This is a genomic window from Collinsella sp. HCP28S3_E9 (genome assembly GCF_052065455.1).
In the GTDB taxonomy this organism is placed as follows: Bacteria; Actinomycetota; Coriobacteriia; order Coriobacteriales; family Coriobacteriaceae; genus Collinsella.
This window is the reverse complement of record NZ_JBQHTZ010000002.1, coordinates 114,337-133,924: the sequence shown is the minus strand read 5'-3', so window position 1 is coordinate 133,924 and position 19,588 is coordinate 114,337. Positions and strand designations below refer to the sequence as shown.

Sequence of the window (19,588 nt, the reverse complement as noted above, 5' to 3'; positions counted from 1 at the left end):
ACGTACAGTTCATTCTTTGCGGCATGTCCGCGTTAAGTTAGGGGTTGTCATGGACAACATGGTTAACAATATGCCTCAAAACGATAAGACTGCCGACGCAACCTGCGTCTTCCGTGTGCCTTCGAGCGACGTTACCGTTCCCGATCTTATGGCGAACGTTCGCATCACTGCCCCCGTTCTGTCTATTGTCAAGGGGCCGCAGACCGGTGCTGCCTTTGAACTCGAGGATGATGTGACCACCATTGGCCGCGATCCGGCAAACGGCATTTTCCTCAATGACATGACCGTATCGCGTAGCCACGCACGCATTATTCGCGAGGGTCTGGATGCTCGCATCGAGGACTTAGGCTCGCTCAACGGCACGTGGGTTGATGGCGCCATCGTCAATGCCGCCCCGCTGCACGACGGATCTTCCGTCCAGATCGGTACGTTTACGCTCATCTACCACGAGAGCACGCCGGAGCGCATCGAAACCGGTGAGTAGGGCATGGCCGAACGCAACTATCTGAGTATCGGCCAGGTCGTCAATTTACTTCGAGGCGCATACCCCGATCTTTCGAACTCAAAAATTAGATTTCTAGAAGATGAGGGGCTCATCACCCCTCATCGTACGCCTAAGGGGTATCGCCAATACTCCAAGGAGGACGTTGACCGTCTAGAGGTCATTCTGCACCTGCAGAAGACGCGCTACATGCCGCTCAACGTGATCAAGCAACGCCTGGAAAACGCTACAGATCTCTCCACGCTTGCCTACGAGGTGGGCCTGCTGTCCGATGTTCCGCTTAAGACGGAGCCCAAGGAAACCAAGCAAAAGCTGCACCCCATCGAGACCATTCCGGATATGTTGGGCGTCGAGATCTCGTTTATTCGCTCCTTGGCCGAAAACGACCTTATTCGCATTATCAAGAGTCCGCAGAACCGCGAGCTCGTCGACGGGCGCGATTTTCCGATTATCCGCTACTGTTCCGAGCTGTCACGCTTTCATATCGAGCCGCGAAACCTTCGTCAGTACGTATCATCCGCCAACCGCGAGTCTTCGATGTTCGAGCAAGTGCTCGTGAGTATGCTTGGCATGGATACCTCCGATGACGAACGCGATGCCAAGCTCGAACGCGCGTTTAAGAAGTTACATGACCTCACCGAGGGCGTGCATACCGCGCTGCTCAAGAACCGCGTATTTGAGTCACTCAACGCCGTAGTCGAGGACGCCGATATCGATGCCCTCGATGAGGAGATCGCACGCTCCGAATCAACCAAGGCCAAAAGCGAAGAGGCATCTGCCTCCGCGGTCCCCGTGCGCGAGGAATCCCTCGTGCAGCCGCTTAAGGTTGTCGCCCCCTCGCACACCGGCACCGCCAGCGCGGACAAATAAACGCTTCTACAAACCAGCCTCCCATGAAAGGTCACACCATGTACGACTTCGAATCTCACATCGTCGACATCCCCGACTATCCCGAGCCCGGAGTCGTCTTTAAGGACATCACGCCGCTCTTTAGCAATCCCGAAGCGCTTAAAGCCATGGTCGACGCGCTAGCGGAGCATTTCTCCGGCATGGGCATCACTAAGGTTGTAGGACCCGAGGCTCGCGGTTTTATGGTAGGCGTGCCTGTTGCCGTGGCACTCGGCGCGGGCTTTGTTCCTGCACGTAAACCGGGAAAACTGCCACGTAAGACCGTTAGCCAGGAATACGAGCTCGAATATGGAACCGATTCGATTGAGATTCACGTCGATGCCATCAGCTCTAAAGATACCGTGTTGATTCTGGACGACTTGGTCGCGACAGGCGGAACCGTTGAGGCAACAGGTAAACTAGTGCGAGATATGGGCGCAAAACTCGTAGGTTATGGTTGTATCCTTGAGCTTGCGTTTCTTAATCCGCGCAAGAAGCTCACGCCTTCTAACGAGGACGTTGAGCTCTTTAGCCTGGTAACGGTGGACTAGCCGCTACCCTTAGATACCGGAAAGGAAGCTCCATGCGCACAGCAAACACGCACAAAAACATGGCACGCTGCGCTGCTACGGCAACCCTCGCTTGTGTTTTGGGCTTGGGCCTCGCGGCTCCTGCCTATGCCGATACCGCGTCCGATCTTGCCGCCGCTCGTACCAAACTCGAGCAGATCGGTACGCAAACCCAGCAAATTCATGAAGAACTCTCCGCTCAGACGCAGGAGCTTGATCAGACTGCAGGCGAGATCACGCAAAAGCAGCAAGAGATTGCCGAGGGTCAGGCAAAGCTTTCGAGCTACGTTGCCGGTGAGTACAAGACCGGCGGTCTGAGTCTCCTTCAGGTTCTGACGGGCGTCGACGATCTGGGCGATATGCTCAACCGTTTGTTCTACTACGGCAAGGTTTCCGACAAGCAGGCCCAGACCATTCAGGAGGTCAAGAACCTTAAGCAGCAGCTCACCGATAAGCAGGCCGAGCAGGAGAAGAACGTCGCCGCGACGCAGAAGAAGGTCGACGAACTCAACGCCCAGCAGGCTGAGGCCCAGAGTGTCGTGAACTCCCTGGATTCACAGCTGCAGGCCGAGCTTGCTGCCGAGGCCGAGGCGAACGCCGCGCTGCAGGCTGGCATAAATGCCAGCACCGCCGAAAAGGCCACGGTGAGCAACGACACCGCCGGTACGACCGAGAACACCAACAATGGTGGCGGTACGACCAACAACGGCGGCGGCAACACGCCTGCGCCCGCGCCCGCTCCTGCTCCCACGCCGCAGCCCTCGACGCCCGCCCCGGCACCGGCCCCTTCCGCGCCGAGCCAGTCCGTTGACGGCGGCAGCGTTGTCTCTCGCGCTTATAGCAAGCTTGGTTGCGCTTATTCATGGGGCGGCATTGGCCCGAACAGCTTTGACTGCTCCGGCTTTGTAAGCTACTGCCTCACCGGCCGCTACTGCCGCCTGGGCACTACCGGCACCTTCATGGGTTGGCCCCGTGTTTCTGATCCTCAGCCGGGCGACGTCGTTGTTAACTCTTACCACACCGGCATCTACATTGGTAACGGCCAGATGATCCATGCTTCCGACTACAGCACGGGCGTTATCATCAGCTCCGTTGCCGCTGGCATGAACAACAATTATATTTTCGTTCGCTATTAAGTTTTTTAACTCAGCTAACGAAAGTGGACCTCGTATCCTTTGGGAGCGAGGTCCATTGTTTTATCTCGACCGCCCATTTTGTGTGTAAACTACAATCTAGTTTTGAATACTAGATATGCGCAGCATCTGTCCAAAAGATAGCTATAATTGTTGAGGAACAACTAGAAAGGACCCTCAATGAGCTGGGCACTCATCTCAGATTCGAGCTGCAATCTTCGCGATTGGCAACCAACCGCACCTTATACCACCTTTGCATTTGCACCCCTTAAGATCCGAGTGGGGGAGCGTGAATTTGTCGACGATCTCTCGCTCGATGTTCACGAGCTTAATGTTGCCATTCAATCGGAATCCAGCGCATCATCGAGCTCCTGCCCAAGCGTAGGGGAGTGGGCTGAGCTCTTTAAGCTCGCCGACAAGACGATCTGCATGCCCATCTCCGAGGGCGTCTCGGGAAGCTACAATGCCGCGGCCACTGCGCGTGACATGGTGCTTGCCGAAGAGCCCAATCGTAAGATTCACCTGGTTAATTCGCGCGCAGCAGGCGGCAAGATGGACCTGATCTTCTTACTGTTTGATCACTATCTTGCAAGTAAACCGGATGCCTCCTTTGAGGAAGCCTGCGCCTACTTCGATAGCTTGGAGCAGAACAGCAAGATCCTCTTTAGTTTATGCAATTACGAAAACCTTGCGAAGGCCGGACGTATCCCCAAGGCGGCCGGTGTTATTGCCAACAAGCTCAACATCCGCATTTTGGGCACGGCGAGCGAAGCGGGCGAAATTGAACTCGTTGGGCATACGCGTGGCGAAAAGAAGATGCTCACCAAGATTGTCGACACCATGGAGGCCGAGGGTTTCACGGGCGGCGAGGTCATCATCGATCACGTTGAGAACGAAGCTGGAGCCCAGGCGCTTGCCGACCGCATTGTGGAGCAATGGCCGGGCTCCAAGACTATCATCATGCCTTGCAACGGCCTAGATTCCTATTACGCCGAGATGCATGGTCTCATCATCGGCTACGGCATGGGCATGGCTTCGGGCCGATAATGTCCAGCTGGACAAACGCGCGGGCGGGATAAGGAGCCACTGGCTCTTTATCCCGCCCGCGTTATACGTCGCCTAGCTATTAAACCCATTGAACTTGAGGTAGCTCATCAGGTACGCCTTCGATACAAAAGACGAAACCGCACTACGTACGAGCAGCGATTCGCGCGTAACCTGATGTGCGGTATCGGGCACGGGAGTCTGCTCAAGAGAAAAAGCCGCACGAATCGATGCTTCAAGTTGATCGACTACATAATCGAAAGCCGTCGGAGCGTCGTAGCTCAAGCGCTGAATATTAAAGAGCGCCTGAACCGCAGCGATGGGCAGCACCTGCTTAAAGATACAAATGGCGATGAGACGCGCAATCTGCTCACGGCCATACTGCTTTTTAACCGGAGCAGGAACGAGGCCGACCTTTACGTAGTTATTGATCATCGAAGGCGTGATAACGGGCTGCTCTACGCAAATCGAAAGCGGCTCCATCCACAGCGCAACATATTCAATAACCTGATCGCGATAGAGTGTTACGTTGGGCAGCTGGTCATAGCGTGGCAGGCTCAACGCATTGAGTTTACCCACCATATCGGACTGAATAAATGCATCTGGCAGCACCGTCGGCTGAATATCCTCCGGCTTAATGCTGACCGATGTATCGGACATCGGGATAACATGTTTGACGTGGTTCATAAGAGACCTCCGTTCGTTTTCTATATTGTATTCTAGAATATCTAGTTTTGCATACCACATAGCCGCTAAGTAAAAGTGGTTGGACAGCACATGATGCACCGTCCAACCACTTTGCAAAAAGATAGCAACCTTACATAAGATATATTATCGTACTTATCCTCGTAAGAAGGCGTATGCGCTGGTAGCCGCTATGGCTCCGTCCGAAACGGCGGTCACAACCTGGCGTAAACGCTTGGAACGGATATCGCCGGCAGCAAACAAGCCCGGCGTGCGCGTGGCCATCGAGTCGTCGGTAACGATACCGCCGTCAGGCGCCAGATCCACCAGATGCTGTACAAGCTCGGTATGGGGCTGTGTTCCGGCAAAGACAAAGATGCCAAACGAACCTGGATCGAAGGACTCGGAATAGTTATCACCGGTGGCGTTGTCCTTAAACGTGATGGTTGTAGGCATGGCCTCGCCCAATAGCTCCACAATACTAGTTTGGTACCTAACAGAAATATTATCTTTAGCGAGCACCTTTTGAACCACGCCATCGGGAGCACGGAACTGATCGCGGCGCAAGACGATGGTCACGCTGCTGGCAATTTCTGATAAGAACAGGGCTTCCTCGCAGGCAGCATTACCGCCGCCAATGACAAAGACCTGTTTGCCACGAAAGAACATGCCGTCGCACGTCGCACAATACGAAACGCCGCGACCGCGATACGTATCCTCGCCAACAAAACCAGCAGAGCGCGGCGTGGCGCCCATGCAAGCGATAACACTCGAGGCCAGCGTATCGCCCGTATCGTGATGCACCGTAAACAGCGCCGCATCCGCATCGTAATCGATACCCGTAACCATGCTCCATGCAACCTGTGCTCCCAGGCCCTCTGCATGTTGCTGAAAACGCTCGCCGAGTTCGGCACCGCTCAAGAGCGGAATGCCCGGATAGTTCTCGACCTCATTGGTTGTGGCGATCTGTCCTCCCGACATGCCCTGTTCAATCACGGTCGTCGTTAGATTGGATCGCGCAGCATAAATGGCTGCAGCATAGCCCGCTGGGCCGCCGCCGATAATCGCAACATCGATCGGCTGATTGGTAGTCATGGAGTGTCCTCTCATCGAAACATTGGTGTTCTTTGCGCTCATACCCAAATTTAGGAGAACATGACAGTCATGCACTACAATGATTCTTTGCGAAACAACGATGAAGGGGAGTTATCGATGGATCAAACGCAGATGGGCAATGACGCTCCCCTGCCCACGCAAAGCGCCCCCCAATCGGAGCAATTGATGCCGTCACCCGGACAAAAGCCCTTAGTGACCATTGTTCACGCATCGGTTGGTTCGGGACACAAAGCGGCAGCAAACGCTATCGCACAAGCATTCGAGCTTATACGCGGTACCAAGGGCATACCGCAGGATGTCGAGATTGAGGTCTTGGATATCCTCGATTTTGGACGCATAAAATTCGACGGCAACAAAACGGCCGCATCGTTTACCGGCGCCACGCGCCCAATTTATGACTTGACCTGGCGATATACCCTTACCGGACACCTGCTTTGGGGCGGCGGCACGGCATGGTCGCGCATTATGTTCCCCGCATTTAACGAATACGTTCGCACTCGTAGGCCTATTGCCGTGGTCGCTACACATATCACGGCAGCCAACGTTGCGGTTGGTGCGCGCGTCATTACGGGCATCGACTATCCCGTCATTTGCGTGCCGACCGATTACGAGGTCGAGGGCTGGTGGCCCCATAAGGACACTGACTTATTCTGCGTGGCAAACGAGTTTATGGCCGAGACGCTCCGCCCACGCAAGGTTCCCGAGGCAAAGATACGCATTACGGGCATCCCTATTCGCACTGGATTTGACACGGATTACAATCGTGAGGAAGAACTCGAGAAGTTCAATCTCCCTATCGACAAGACCATTGTGCTGGTAATGGCCGGCGCCAGTTTGCCTCAACCGTACGTTCGCTTTCGCGCGGCGATGGACCACACCCTCCCCTTCCTCCGTAGCTTCGAGGATATGCACTTTGTCTTTTTGCCGGGCAAGGACACGGAATACGCCACGCGCCTGAAAACGCTCTTCGAAGCCATGAAACTCGAAAACGTCACGGTTCTTGACTATGTCGATGACATGGCAGCGCTCATGCACGGCTGCGATCTGGCAATACTCAAATCGGGCGGACTCACTGTTACCGAATGCCTGTGTGCACACCTGCCGATGATTCTGTTGGGCAAGTCCTATGGCCAGGAAAAGGCCAACACCACCATGCTCACCGACTTGGGCGCCAGTATGCATGTCACCACCGCACGCGAGCTCATTGTGACGCTGCGCCATCTCCACGATCATCCCGAGTCGCTCAAGGCACTGCTCATCAATGGCGAAGTGCTACGCCGTCCACACGCGGCCGAGGACATCGCCATCGCAACCATGGAACTTACAGGCAAGCCCCAAAAGCGCAAACGAGCCTTCTGCCGCTTCTACTGGGGCGGAAAACCCGCGCATATCCGCTAGGCGAAAGTCCGCTGCTCGGCGGGAGCCGCCCATATATCATTCCATGCTCAAACATTCTCGCTGCGCTGCGAAACTGCGCGTGGAACGATATATGGGCGGCTCCCGCCGAGCAGCTACGTTTACGTGCTAGCAGCTATGCCAGATTCCCCACCATTAGAATCTGCAAAGGCCAAACCGGAAAATGGAAATACAGTAAGCCGACACGACAAAGGTGGCGTCCCTTTGTCGCGTCGGCTTACTAGAAAGATTGTTATATCTCAAGCATGCAGCCCTTTCGCCTGAGCCCCATACATATCGTCCCGCGCGCAGTTTCGCAGCGAAGCGAGAATGTTTGAGCACGGGATGATATGTATGGGGCTCAGGCGAAAGCGGAATCCATGCGCCCCTGCGATGCGAGAATGTTTGAGCATGGAATGATATGTGTGAGAGGCGGGCGGGAGGGATACGAGCGCCCCCGCGAGAATGTTTGAGCATGGGATGATATATAGGGCCCTCCCACGGGTGAGCGGACGGAAGCAACTAGGCGACGCCGCTGGAGCCGAAGCCTCCGTTGCCTCGGTCGGTTTCGTCTAGTTCGTCTACCTCCACGAGATTGACCGTGGGAACTTCTTGGATGACGAGTTGAGCGATTCGGTCACCCTTGTTGATCTGGATTTCATTGGATGAATCCAGGTTGATAAGGATGACTTTAAGCTCACCTCGATAGTGGGCGTCTATAAGACCGGGCGTGTTGACTATAGACAGACCCTGCTTAATAGCCAGGCCACTGCGAGGCTGAACGAAGCCAGCGTATCCATCGGGCAGCGCGATCGCAAGGCCGGTAGAGACCAAGCGTCGCTCGAAGGGCTTAAGGGTACAGTCCTCATTGGCACGGAGGTCCAAACCGGCATCTGTGGGATGGGCGTATTTGGGAAGCTCGATCGTAGGGTCGAGACGCTTAATGTTGACCGTAATGTTGGACATAAAATCACCTTAGCTTGTCAAGCTCCTGCAAAAACTCATCGATGTCTTTGAAATCGCGATAGACCGAGGCAAAGCGAATGTAGGCCACCTTGTCGATCTTGGCCAAGCGCTTAAGCACCATGTCGCCCAGGTCGTGGGACGTAACAGCCGTCAGCGTACGGGAACGCAGCTCCACCTCGATGTCATCGATGAGCTCATTGAGCTTTTTCGTGTCGATGTCGCGCTTAATCGTAGCGCGCATTAAGCCGACCAGCAGCTTATTGCGATCGAACCGCTGCCTTGACCCGTCAGATTTGATGACCTCGATGGGGTCTTCGCATCGCTCGAATGTTGTGAAGCGATAGTTACACGAACAACATTCACGACGGCGTTTAATGGTGTTATTAGATTCCTGCATACGAGAATCGACAACACGGGTATGTGCATTGCCGCATCTGGGACAGCGCATGGTACCTCCTCCAAAACGATAACAAGGGTACCATGTGCCGGAGTTTAAATCTTACGAACGCGCAGGAACTTTAAGAACGTCACCCGCATCGAGTGACCCATGCTCCAGATGATTGACACTGCGAATTATGTCAGATGTCTCCTGTGTAGAAAGACCGTCAACAGAATGCTCCTGAGCAAGCGACCACAGGGAATCTCCGGACTGAACACGGACGGTCTCATAGGTAACGTTAGATGCCGACTCGGCATATGCGGCGTGACGAGCGCTGAAGATCGAGGTAGCAAGTACAAAGAAAAGCGTGAGCGCAACGGCCAGGGCGACAATCGTCGAGGCCTTCAGAGCAACGGGGGCCGAAGTCGTGGCGACGCACTGGCTGCGGACGGGCTTGCCAGGCAGTGTTTGAAAACCAGATCGGCCGCCTTTGACAACCGTGAAAGCCGGCGCCGCAGGCGTCTCGAGCTTAAGGGCGAGGTTTCCCTGGACCATATCCGTTGCATTCATCATGCTCTCCTCTCGCGTTTTTTGACGAGAACTGTTTTATCAAGCCGCGAGGACAAAAAAGTCTAGCGCGGGAACGAGTGTTCGGTTATTATTATCTTCGAACAGTTGTTCCTGTCAAGCAAACATAGAACATTTGTTTGGGTTAGGTAGAGAGGAATCCCTGATGGCTCGCAAAATTACCAAGCGACAGCAGCAGATTTACGACTTCATCAAGGAGTATCAGCAGGAAAAGGGCTATCCGCCCAGCGTGCGTGAGATGGCTTCGGCTGTGGGTCTTTCCTCCCCTAGCACCGTACATGCACATCTCTCCGCACTGGAAGCACGCGGCCTGCTCAAACGTGACGCCACCAAGCCTCGTGCCCTAGAGCTCTTTGACGAGGACGGAGCCTCCGTCTCCATCTCAAAGTCCGATGAGCCCACGGCACCCCGCGGAACCGTATCGCTACCCCTCGTGGGCCGTGTCGCCGCGGGGATCCCCATCCTTGCCGAGCAGAATATCGAGGACACCTTTACCATCCCGACCGAGATCGCAACGGACCAGGGGTCTTTTATCCTCGAGGTCCACGGCAATTCGATGATTAACGTCGGTATCCTTAACGGCGACTATATCATCGTTCGCGAACAGAAGAGTGCCATGAATGGCGAGATCGTTGTGGCCATGATCGATGGCTCCGCAACGGTCAAAACGTTCTACAAGGAGCAGGGACGAGTTCGCTTGCAGCCCGAAAACGACACCATGGAGCCCATCTATGCGACAAATCCGACGATCCTGGGCAAGGTTGTTGGATTGATGCGCCGGTTCTCGTAATGCAAAACCGCATCACGGTCTTTGATACCATTCGCGGATTTACCATGCTGTCGATGGCAGGATTTCATGCTTGCTACGATCTTGCCTATCTTTATGGTTGGGATATGCCCTGGTTTACTCAGACCATCTTCCAAGACATCTGGCGTGCCAGCATCAGTTGGGTATTTTTGTTTATTGCCGGCTGGATGTGCACCCTCTCGCGCAACAACATCAAGCGTGCCGTCAAATATGCCGCTGCCGCTTTTGTTGTATGGGTCGCGACGACGCTCGTCTCAGTCGATGACTCGGTGAACTTCGGCATCATGTTCTGCATGGCGGCCTGCACCGCCATTGTCGCGCTCGCGCGTCCGGTGATCGTTAAAGTGCCGTCGGTATGGGGTATAGCAATTTGCCTCACACTTTTTACCCTTACCTGGAGCATTCCTAAAACGGTTTATCCTATCCCCTATTTAGCTTGGCTGGGTTTCCCAAGTCCAGACTTTGTCTCTGGTGATTACTATCCAGTCATACCATTCTTATTTATGTACCTTGCAGGCTTCTTTGCCGCCCACACGACTCAGGAAGCAAACTATGAGGCGCCGGGATGGGCCTATGCGAATCCCATCCCGGCGCTCGCAAGTCTCGGGCGCCATGCGCTGCCGTTCTACCTGCTTCATCAGCCGGTTATCTTGGGTGTACTGGAGCTGATTTACTCTGTTCGATAACGCTCGAGACGCGGTGCGATACGGGCTGGAAGCTTTGCCACAATACGAACGCCGTCCTCGAGGTATTCCTCGTGCAGAAGGGTTCCCTGTTCGTGCACAAGCGTGATTAACGCGCCCTCTCGATACGGGATATCGGCCGAGAGCAACACGTCCGTAGCGGCCGCTTCACGAGCGATGCGATCGACTAAGTCATCAAGGCCCTCACCCGTCTGAGCCGAGAACAATACCGCCTCGGGATAGCGCCGGCGAAAGCTCAAGCGGTCGACGCTATCGAGCAGATCGATTTTATTGAACACGGTAAGCGTCAGGCGCTCACCGGCACCAATCTCGTCAAGAACACGATCAACCGCCTCAAGCTGACGCTCGTAATCCTCATCGGAAGCATCCACAACTTTAAGAACCAAATCGGCGCCGAGTACCTCGGAAAGCGTAGATTTAAACGCGTCGACCAGGCCATGGGGCAGCTTTTGAATAAAGCCAACGGTATCAGTGATCGTCATGCCACGGCCACCGGGTAAACGATACGAACGCGTCGTAGGATCGAGCGTGGCAAACAGCTTATCCTGCGAAAGTACCGTGGATCCCGTCAATCGATTAAGCAACGTCGACTTACCGGCATTGGTGTAGCCAGCCAACGCTACGCGAAACGCCGGCGATTCAATACGGCTTTTCGATTGCACATCACGACGTTGTTCAACCTGTTTCAATTCGCGTCGAAGCGCAGCGATCTTATCGCGAATCAGGCGACGGTCGACCTCGAGCTGGCTTTCACCCTGGCCAAAACGCGATCCAATGCCGCCACGCGTCTGTTCCTTAGCAAGGTGGCTCCACATACCTCGCAGACGAGGCAGCAGATACTGCAGCTGAGCCAGCTGCACCTGTAAGCGACCCTCACGCGTCTGAGCATGCAGGCCAAAGATATCCAAAATCAACGCCGTACGGTCAATAATCTTGACCGGTTCGCCCACGGCTTTCTCAAGATAGGACTGCTGTGAAGGAGTCAAGTCGTCGTCGAAGATTACAACATCCGCATCCATACGATGCACCAAACCGCATAGCTCCTCGACCTTACCGGAGCCGATAAACGATTTGGGATAAGGTTTAACCAGACGCTGAGACAAGCGTGCCACGCATTGGGCTCCAGCAGTGTGAGCCAAGCGCTCGAGCTCGTCGAGCGAACGGTCGAGCGGCCAGGCGTTATCGCGCCACTCAACACCAACCAAGACGGCACGCTCAGGTTCAGCTGCCGTGGGAACCAAGGGAAAACGTGCCATTAGGCAGCCTCGATACGACGGTAGATATCATCGACGACCTCATCGATCGTAAACTCATCCATATCGAACCACACGATGCGATCGTCACGCTTAAACCAGGAAAGTTGGCGCTTGGCATAGCGACGTGAGCGCATCTTAATAAGCTCGCGGGCCTCGTCCATGGTAATAACGCCTCGCAAGGCATCAATAATCTCTTTGTAACCGATTGCCTGCATCGACGTGAGTGCATCACCCAGGCCCTGGTCCATAAGGCCACGGACCTCATCAACCAGCCCCTGCTCAAACATAAGGTCGACACGCAGGTTAATGCGCTCATACAGCACTTCACGGCTACGCGTCAGACCAAACCACAAAGCATGATAACGCTCACGTGGAACGCTGAATTTCGACTTCTGCTGGGCATACGACACACCGTCATCGTGCATCTCGAGCGCACGGATCACGCGGCGCACGTTATGGGGATGAATCACGGCAGCGGATTCCGGATCACGCTCGGCAAGCAGGGCATGCATAGCTTTCTCGCCAATACGCTCGACAAGCTCCTGATAGCCCGCGCGGCGTTCGTCCTCGAGCTCTCCCGAAGGAAAATCCATTTCATCGAGTGCAGCCTTAAGATACAAGCCCGTGCCGCCGCAAAAGACCGGAAGCCGTTGCTCACCAAGCAAACGCTCGATATGCGCCCGGGCATCAGACTGATAGAGCGCAGCAGAATACGCGACGCCCGGGTCCACGATATCGACAAGACGCAGGGGCACCGAGCACTCCTCGGGCATCATCTTGGCCGTACCGATATCCATACCGCGATAGATTTGCATCGCGTCACACGATAACACTTCAGACGACAGACGAGAGGCCAGGCGGTCGGCAACATCACTCTTGCCGACCGCCGTCGGACCGACGATCGCTACGGCAGAAAGGTTTGTGCCGGGGAAAACCATTAGCGAGGCTCACCCACAACGGAGCCAGACAGATACCACGTCTTGGCGACATCCACATCGACGTCGACGATTTTGCCGATAAGCTGATCGATGCTATAGCCAGCGGGAATCGGCGCATGCACTGTCTGGTTCTTAGGACTTTTACCAAGAAGGACAGCGTCGTTTTTCTTGCTCGTGCCCTCAATAAGCGCAGGCACCACGGTGTGAAGCTCGCCCTGGTTATACTCGTATGCCGTCGTCTCGATAACCTTGACCAGACGGTTAAAGCGCTCAAGGATAACCTCATGCGGGGTGGGATCATAGATCTCAGCTGCCGGGGTACCGGCGCGCTTGGAGTAAATAAACGTGTAGGCCTGGGCATAGCGCACCGTCTCGGCAAGCGAGAGCGTCTGCTCAAAGTCTTCCTCGGTCTCGCCCGGGAAGCCCACGATGATGTCGGTCGAAAGCGCAATTTCAGGCATACGGTTACGAATGCGATCGACCAGGCCCAGATAATCCTCGCGCGTGTACCGACGATTCATCTCTTTAAGGATACGCGTGGAACCCGACTGAACGGCTAGGTGAAGCTGCGGCATAACGGCAGGTGTCTCGGCCATAGCATCGATGGTCTCGGGAAGCAAATCCTTGGGGTGCGAAGAAGTAAAGAAGATACGCTCGACGCCCGTATCACCCACGGCGCGCAGCAGGTCGGCAAAGCGCGGCTTGCCAAAGAGATCGCGACCGTAGGAGTTAACGTTTTGTCCCAGCAGCGTAATCTCGCGCACACCCTGACGCACCAGACCCGTCACCTCGTCGACAATCTCCTCGAAGGGGCGGCTCTTCTCGCGACCACGGACGTACGGCACGATGCAGTACGTGCAGAAGTTGTTGCAGCCCGTCATGATGGGCACCCATGCATGATACTGCGTCTCGCGATGCCACGGCATACTCATAGCGTCCGTATCTTCATGCTCATTCGTGCGGATATGGCGCTTGCCATCCATAAACGCCTCGGCGATAAGCTCCGCCACGTGCGCAATCGAATGCGTACCAAAAATAACGTTGACGTTATCGACGTTGGTGAGCAGGCCCTCGCCATCGCGCTGAGCGATGCATCCACCCACGGCGACCACACGCTTGCCCGAAGGAGAAGGAGGAAGACTCTTGCAGGAATTGCACTGACCGTACAGGCGCGTATCGGCAGCCTCGCGCACACAGCACGTCATGAATACGACAATATCGGCATGCTCCGGATCGAGCGCTATAAGACAGCCATAGGAATCGAGCAAACCGCTCACGCGCTCGGAGTCGTGCTGATTCATCTGGCAGCCGAATGTGCGAATAAAATAGGTTTTACCGGCAAGAATATCGCGTACGAAACGCTGGTCCATGAGCTTACATCCTAACGATGATATCGACGGGGCACAAAGGTGCTACAAACGTGCGAAAACTCGCTTACGCAACAGGCTTAACGTCGTCCATGACGACATTGTCCATAGCAGCCCGATTAATCTGGTGAACGTAGATAGAGAGACGGATTGCCGTGCGAGACTCCCCGTTAATGAGGATGTCAGAGAACACCGGCGCACAAGAGACATCAAAGCCAGTCGGAATCAGAAAACCTCGCGCAATGGCAACGGCCTTTATGGCCTGGTTGACGGCGCCGGCACCGACACACTGAATGTTGACGGGAACGCCATCTTTGACCATACCGGCAATGGCGCCGGCAACGGACGCGGGCGATGATTTGCTTGATACCTTCAGGCAATCCATGAAGAAACTCCTGCGTTTAAAAGTACGTTTTAACTGCAATAACTGTATCGTACCGAGCGGACTCGGTAAAGATGCTACTCCTCTTTGGCAAGATCGAACGTCACGGTGATGCGATCACGTGAAACGCGAATCTTAGGGTCGCCGCACAGATTGAGGTAATATCGGGCGGCGAGGTCGTTGAAGTCGCGCTCGACAGCACGCGAAAACTGCGCCATGTCATCCTTGGCAATGCGGAGGCCTCGACGGTCCTTGGCAAGATCGACTGGAGCCGGCAAATGCGTGGTGGAATCGCGCTCGCGCAGCAGACGCGCGCACACGCCGCGAACGGGCTTAATCTGTCCTGACAGAATACGGTGGGCAGTACGCTCGGACATCTCGAGACCCAGCCCGGAGCAAATCCGAATAAAGTCCTCGGCATCCGAAGCGAGACCTAAACGATCGATAACCGGAAGCTCACACTCGTCATCGATAAAGAGCAGGCGTGACGTATCGAGACGACTGGAAGCCTGGGCGTACAGGGTCGCCGCGATCTCGGACGGAGAGCCCAGATACACGTCGCAGTCGCGCAGCTCCTCAAGGGCAAACTCGCAGGCTGCGCGAATGATGTTGTGAGGACCGCGAGCGCATACATAGCGGCCGTCTTCGTCTTTAACCGCCTGAGGCCAGCTCGACTGGTCGGCGCGCTCAGCCAAGCGATCGGTATCAACGCACACCTTAAACGCTGAGCCCAAATCGACGCCCGATGTAACAACGCGCGCCTCATCGGTGTTCTGCTTGATAGAGAACAGCGCCATACCACGACCGTGAACACCCCAACGGTCCATCTTCATGCTCTCGAGCTTGGAGGTTACACGGGCATCGAAGATACGCTCCTGCATATCCTGCGGCACACCCGAACCGTTATCCAGGAAGAGGAGGGTACGAACACCCTCCTCCTTGGTCGTGGCTAGATAGACCTTATCGGCTCCGGCATCGCGAGCATTACGCAGCATCTCGATGACAATGTCCTCTACATGCTGAATGTCATGCTTGGCCTGACGGCGCTCGGCTTCCGAAACGCGGAGGCGGACATACCCCTCGCCAAGGTTTTGCTCGACGCGAAGGTTGCCCTCCCCCGACATCGACGCGATAAATGAGATGAGCTCGTTCGCGTCGTTCATGTTATTTAGCGATATCGACGGCACGGCTCTCGCGAATCACGACAACGCGCACCTGACCGGGATACTCCATCTCTTCCTCGATCTGATGGGCGATATCGTGCGCAAGCACCGTGGACTGGGCATCGGAAATCTTGTCCGGCTGAACCATGACATGGACCTCGCGACCGGCCTGCATAGCATAGGTACGCTCGACGCCGTCATGAGAGTTGGCAATCTCCTCGAGCTTCTCAAGGCGCTTGATGTAGCTCTCGGCCGACTCGCGACGGGCGCCGGGACGAGAAGCGGAAACAGCATCGGCAGCCTGGACCAGAACGTCGAGCACCGTGTTGGGGTCGACATCGGCATGATGGGCCTCGATTGCGTGGACGATAACGGGCTTCTCGCCATAACGGCGGGCAAGCTCGGCACCAATCACAGCATGCGGACCCTCAACGTCGTGGTCGATGGCCTTGCCCAGGTCATGCAGAAGACCCGCGCGCTTGGCGGTCACAACATCCAGACCAAGCTCGGAGGCCATGATGCCGCACAGGTCGGAGACCTCAAGCGAGTGCTGTAGCACGTTCTGACCAAACGAGGTGCGGTAGCGCAGAGCGCCCAGGGTTTTGACGATCTCGGGATGCAGGTCGTGGATTCCGGTATCGAAGGCGGCCTGCTCGCCGGCTTCGAGCACACGCTGCTGAACCAAGTCAGCGGCCTTGTGGTACATCTCCTCGATGCGGGCGGGGTGAATACGACCGTCGGCAATGAGGTTCTCGAGCGCCACGCGGGCGGTCTCACGACGGACCGGATCAAAGCTCGAAAGCACGACAGTCTCGGGGGTGTCGTCGATCACAAGGTTGACGCCGGAAACCTGCTCGAAAGTACGGATGTTACGACCCTCGCGACCGATGATGCGGCCCTTAAGGTCATCGGAGGGAATATGAACGGACGTGACGGTGACCTCGGCGGTATGGTCGGCGGCACAACGCTGGATCGCCAGGGAGAGAATCTCCTGAGCAGTCTTGTGGCACTCGGCACGGACCTGTTGCTCGGACTCACGGATGATGGTGGCCGCCTCATGGGTAACCTCGCCGCGGACCTTGTCGAGCAGCTCCTTGTGAGCATCCTCGCGCGTAAGGTCGGCAATACGCTCGAGCTCGGAGGTCTGCTTGGCGCAAAGCTCCTCAAGTTCGCGAGAGCGCTTCTCGACCTGACCGGCCTGGCTGGACAGCTGATGCTCGCGCTTATCGAGCGCATCGTTGCGTCGGTCGAGCGATTCCTCGCGCTGCATCACGCGATTTTCGAGCGCGCGAATCTCGCTCTTACGCTGCTTGTCCTCGGCCTCGGCGGCCTGTTTGTTCTTGATGATCTCTTCCTTAGCCTCGAGCAGAGCCTCTTTTTTGAGGGTCTCGGCCTGACGCTTAGCATCACCGATCAGGGACTCTGCCTGCGCGTGTGCCGACTGAATCTTTTCTTCGGCCTCGTGAAGACTACCCTGCTTGGCGGTGCGCATGTAGGCAATGGCGACGATGGCACCCAAAACAATGCCAACGAGCGCTGCAATGATAGGCGGCATGCTCACTCCTTTTTATGGATTCGTTACACAACAAAGCGAACCGTCCATACGAACGGCTCGCGACATTTGAGTAATATGGGCGCAGCTTATGCGGGTCGGATACAGATAAACATATAAACAAACTCATCGCAGATGAGCACATATCACAATGCAAATGACAGTAATTATCCTACGTTGAACCGCAACAACTGTCAAATTAACGCACCCAGCACGGCGCCTATCGAGCGGTAAACGGCAGGAGCGTAACGTGCGCATGCTTAAACGTCGCATTTCTCGCTTAAGGCATCAAGGCGCGCCTTAACGGCATCGGCGGCAATGTGATAGGAAAAGCCCTTGCCCATCAAAAATCTGACGAGCTTTTCGAATGCACGTGCCTCGGGAACGCGACGCTTAGCGAGCAAAGCCGATGCGCGAGCCAAGTCGTCATCCTCGGCAAAATAAGCCTCGGGATACCCTGGAATCTCATCAAGTGCAACATGGCGACGCTTGAGTTCAGTCTCGATTTTGCGCTGTCCCCAACCACGACGCTTACGCTCCTCGATAAAGTACGAGCAAAAGCGGTTCTCATCTAAAAAACGATACTCGATGGCACGATTGACGGCAAAGTCGATCGCGGGCTGTCGAAAGCCATAGCGCGCCAACTTATCGCGCACCTCGCCTGTAGCATGATCACGACGCGAAAGCATCTCGGTCGCCATGGTGAGCGCACATTTGCATTCGATAAGCAGCACCGCCTCGCGAAAGTCATCCCAGTCGCAGGGAAGATCGAGACGGTTCTGAACGTACACACGTGCCACACGCACGGGAATCCAAATGGACCGTTCAAAACCGCCCTCCAGATCGCAATCGATATGTGCACAGGGCTTTTTAGACGCATAACCGCTCGAGAACGAGGAGGCCGTCTTCTTATCCGGAAAAACGACCCTAGCCTCGGTCACCGTATACGACATGTCGCCATCCGTTACTCGTCGTCATCGTCGAGCATCGCGGAGCCATCGATGGCATACAGCTCGTCAAACTCCTCGGGGGCGGGCTGATCGGTCAACTCAACCTCGGAGGGGGCATCATCGTCATACTCAAGACCGCAGGCAAGGCGAACCTTGTGCTCGATCTCGTCAGCGCAATCGGGATGCTCGCGCAGGAACGTCTTAGCGGCCTCGCGACCGTTGCCGAGTTTGTCCTCACCATAGGCAAACCAAGACCCCATCTTTTTGCATATGCCGCACTCGACAGCCATATCCAGAATCGAGCCCTCTTTAGAAATGCCGGTGCCATACATGATGTCAAATTCGGCCGAGCGGAACGGAGCAGCCACCTTGTTCTTAACGACCTTGGCACGTACGCGATTGCCGATAACCTCGTCCTTGAGCTTGATGGTATCGATCTTGCGAATATCGATACGCACGGAAGAGAAGAACTTGAGTGCGCGGCCGCCTGTGGTGGTCTCGGGGTTGCCGAACATGACGCCGATCTTCTCGCGCAATTGGTTAATGAAGATGCAGGTTGTGTTGGACTTGGCAAGCGAGCCGGCGAGCTTGCGGAGCGCCTGACTCATCAAGCGAGCCTGCAGACCCACCGTCGTGTCACCGATCTCGCCCTCGATTTCGGCACGTGGAGTCAAAGCGGCAACAGAGTCGACGACGATAGCGTCGATGGCACCGGAACGCACAAGCATGTCAACGATCTCGAGCGCCTGTTCGCCCGTATCGGGCTGGGAAATCAGCACCTCGTCGATATCGACGCCGATGCGCGCGGCGTAGGTGGGATCAAGCGCATGCTCAGCGTCGATAAAAGCCACGACACCGCCCATGGCCTGCGCCTCTGCAAGAATCTCGAGCGAAAGCGTTGTCTTACCGGAGGACTCGGGGCCATAAATCTCAACGATACGGCCGCGCGGCACGCCGCCGATACCCAAGGCGGCATCGAGCGCCAGAGAGCCCGTCGGAATAGCCTCGACCTCGAGCTCGGGACCGCCGTCGCCATACCTCATAATAGAACCCTGGCCGAACTTCTTCTCGATCTCGGCCTTGGTAGTGGCGATCATCTCGTCGCGCTCTTTACCCGTCGTGCGCGTATGAACGGTACGTACGGGACCTGAATTCTTGGCCATGAATAGCCCTCCTCTTAACAACCTGAATCGATGATAAACGA

The 19,588-nt window shown here is 55.6% G+C and carries 21 protein-coding genes; 8 read left to right on the top strand and 13 right to left on the bottom strand.

Annotated elements, in window-relative coordinates; translation table 11 throughout:
- Positions 1-49: 49 nt before the first annotated feature.
- The 5 genes from ACTNA2_RS01715 (at position 50) to ACTNA2_RS01695 (ending at position 4,139) form a co-directional block, all read left to right on the top strand.
- Positions 50-484, top strand: coding sequence for an FHA domain-containing protein (locus tag ACTNA2_RS01715; protein ID WP_215694092.1), 435 nt, complete (start codon positions 50-52; stop codon positions 482-484).
- 3 nt (positions 485-487) lie between these two features.
- Positions 488-1,372 (top strand): transcriptional regulator FtsR, encoded by an 885-nt coding sequence (ftsR, locus tag ACTNA2_RS01710; RefSeq protein WP_154516382.1) that lies wholly within the window; start codon positions 488-490, stop codon positions 1,370-1,372.
- A 38-nt stretch (positions 1,373-1,410) separates the two neighbouring features.
- On the top strand, positions 1,411-1,941 hold the full coding sequence (locus tag ACTNA2_RS01705) for an adenine phosphoribosyltransferase (RefSeq protein ID WP_195838556.1): 531 nt from the start codon (positions 1,411-1,413) through the stop codon (positions 1,939-1,941).
- Positions 1,942-1,973: 32 nt separating this feature from the next.
- Entirely contained in the window at positions 1,974-3,095 is a 1,122-nt protein-coding gene (locus ACTNA2_RS01700; protein ID WP_441048408.1) for a coiled-coil domain-containing protein, read from the top strand.
- A 177-nt stretch (positions 3,096-3,272) separates the two neighbouring features.
- Positions 3,273-4,139: a DegV family protein gene (locus ACTNA2_RS01695; RefSeq protein ID WP_441048407.1), complete on the top strand. Its 867-nt coding sequence runs from the start codon at positions 3,273-3,275 to the stop codon at positions 4,137-4,139.
- A 72-nt stretch (positions 4,140-4,211) separates the two neighbouring features.
- On the opposite strand, the gene ACTNA2_RS01690 is transcribed toward ACTNA2_RS01695, so the two are convergent.
- Positions 4,212-4,823, bottom strand: a complete 612-nt coding sequence (locus ACTNA2_RS01690) for a DUF1836 domain-containing protein (RefSeq protein WP_427726793.1) — start codon at positions 4,821-4,823, stop codon at positions 4,212-4,214.
- Between the two features lie 153 nt (positions 4,824-4,976).
- Entirely contained in the window at positions 4,977-5,915 is a 939-nt protein-coding gene (locus tag ACTNA2_RS01685; RefSeq protein WP_441048406.1) for an NAD(P)/FAD-dependent oxidoreductase, read from the bottom strand.
- Between the two features lie 186 nt (positions 5,916-6,101).
- On the opposite strand from ACTNA2_RS01685, the gene ACTNA2_RS01680 reads away from it, so the two are divergent.
- The gene (locus ACTNA2_RS01680; RefSeq protein ID WP_441048405.1) at positions 6,102-7,334 is read left to right on the top strand and encodes an MGDG synthase family glycosyltransferase; all 1,233 of its coding nucleotides are present in this window, start codon (positions 6,102-6,104) and stop codon (positions 7,332-7,334) included.
- Between the two features lie 519 nt (positions 7,335-7,853).
- On the opposite strand, the gene dut is transcribed toward ACTNA2_RS01680, so the two are convergent.
- From dut to ACTNA2_RS01665, 3 genes are read right to left on the bottom strand one after another with little or no spacing between them, the layout of a single operon-like run.
- Complete coding sequence (dut, locus tag ACTNA2_RS01675) at positions 7,854-8,297, bottom strand: dUTP diphosphatase (protein WP_441048404.1); 444 nt, start codon at positions 8,295-8,297, stop codon at positions 7,854-7,856.
- Positions 8,298-8,301: 4 nt separating this feature from the next.
- Positions 8,302-8,745 carry a transcriptional regulator NrdR gene (gene nrdR / locus ACTNA2_RS01670; protein WP_427717459.1) on the bottom strand — a complete coding sequence of 148 codons (444 nt, stop codon included), beginning with the start codon at positions 8,743-8,745 and terminating at the stop codon, positions 8,302-8,304.
- A 51-nt stretch (positions 8,746-8,796) separates the two neighbouring features.
- Positions 8,797-9,246, bottom strand: coding sequence for a LysM peptidoglycan-binding domain-containing protein (locus ACTNA2_RS01665; protein ID WP_427717462.1), 450 nt, complete (start codon positions 9,244-9,246; stop codon positions 8,797-8,799).
- Between the two features lie 163 nt (positions 9,247-9,409).
- On the opposite strand from ACTNA2_RS01665, the gene lexA reads away from it, so the two are divergent.
- The gene (gene lexA / locus ACTNA2_RS01660; protein WP_427717464.1) at positions 9,410-10,054 is read left to right on the top strand and encodes a transcriptional repressor LexA; all 645 of its coding nucleotides are present in this window, start codon (positions 9,410-9,412) and stop codon (positions 10,052-10,054) included.
- A complete protein-coding gene (locus ACTNA2_RS01655) occupies positions 10,054-10,758 on the top strand; it encodes a heparan-alpha-glucosaminide N-acetyltransferase (RefSeq protein WP_427748033.1) in 705 nt (234 codons plus the stop codon). The genes lexA and ACTNA2_RS01655 overlap by 1 nt, the downstream gene beginning before the upstream one ends.
- Here the strand turns inward: ACTNA2_RS01655 and hflX are convergent.
- The 8 genes from hflX to recA all read right to left on the bottom strand — a co-directional run bounded on the left by hflX (position 10,743) and on the right by recA (position 19,547).
- The gene (gene hflX, locus ACTNA2_RS01650) at positions 10,743-12,032 is read right to left on the bottom strand and encodes a GTPase HflX (protein WP_441048403.1); all 1,290 of its coding nucleotides are present in this window, start codon (positions 12,030-12,032) and stop codon (positions 10,743-10,745) included. The genes ACTNA2_RS01655 and hflX overlap by 16 nt on opposite strands.
- Complete coding sequence (gene miaA, locus ACTNA2_RS01645) at positions 12,032-12,970, bottom strand: tRNA (adenosine(37)-N6)-dimethylallyltransferase MiaA (RefSeq protein ID WP_441048402.1); 939 nt, start codon at positions 12,968-12,970, stop codon at positions 12,032-12,034. Before miaA ends, hflX begins: the two co-directional genes overlap by 1 nt.
- A complete protein-coding gene (gene miaB / locus ACTNA2_RS01640) occupies positions 12,970-14,340 on the bottom strand; it encodes a tRNA (N6-isopentenyl adenosine(37)-C2)-methylthiotransferase MiaB (RefSeq protein WP_441048401.1) in 1,371 nt (456 codons plus the stop codon). The genes miaA and miaB overlap by 1 nt, the downstream gene beginning before the upstream one ends.
- A 64-nt stretch (positions 14,341-14,404) precedes the next feature.
- A complete protein-coding gene (locus ACTNA2_RS01635) occupies positions 14,405-14,722 on the bottom strand; it encodes a stage V sporulation protein S (RefSeq protein WP_118079896.1) in 318 nt (105 codons plus the stop codon).
- Positions 14,723-14,796: 74 nt separating this feature from the next.
- Positions 14,797-15,882: an ATP-binding protein gene (locus ACTNA2_RS01630; RefSeq protein WP_441048400.1), complete on the bottom strand. Its 1,086-nt coding sequence runs from the start codon at positions 15,880-15,882 to the stop codon at positions 14,797-14,799.
- A gap of 1 nt (position 15,883) precedes the next feature.
- Entirely contained in the window at positions 15,884-17,437 is a 1,554-nt protein-coding gene (gene rny / locus ACTNA2_RS01625; protein WP_154516337.1) for a ribonuclease Y, read from the bottom strand.
- Positions 17,438-17,694: 257 nt separating this feature from the next.
- Positions 17,695-18,387 (bottom strand): regulatory protein RecX, encoded by a 693-nt coding sequence (locus ACTNA2_RS01620; protein WP_441048399.1) that lies wholly within the window; start codon positions 18,385-18,387, stop codon positions 17,695-17,697.
- 11 nt (positions 18,388-18,398) lie between these two features.
- Complete coding sequence (recA, locus tag ACTNA2_RS01615) at positions 18,399-19,547, bottom strand: recombinase RecA (RefSeq protein ID WP_154516331.1); 1,149 nt, start codon at positions 19,545-19,547, stop codon at positions 18,399-18,401.
- Between the last annotated feature and the right edge of the window lie 41 nt (positions 19,548-19,588).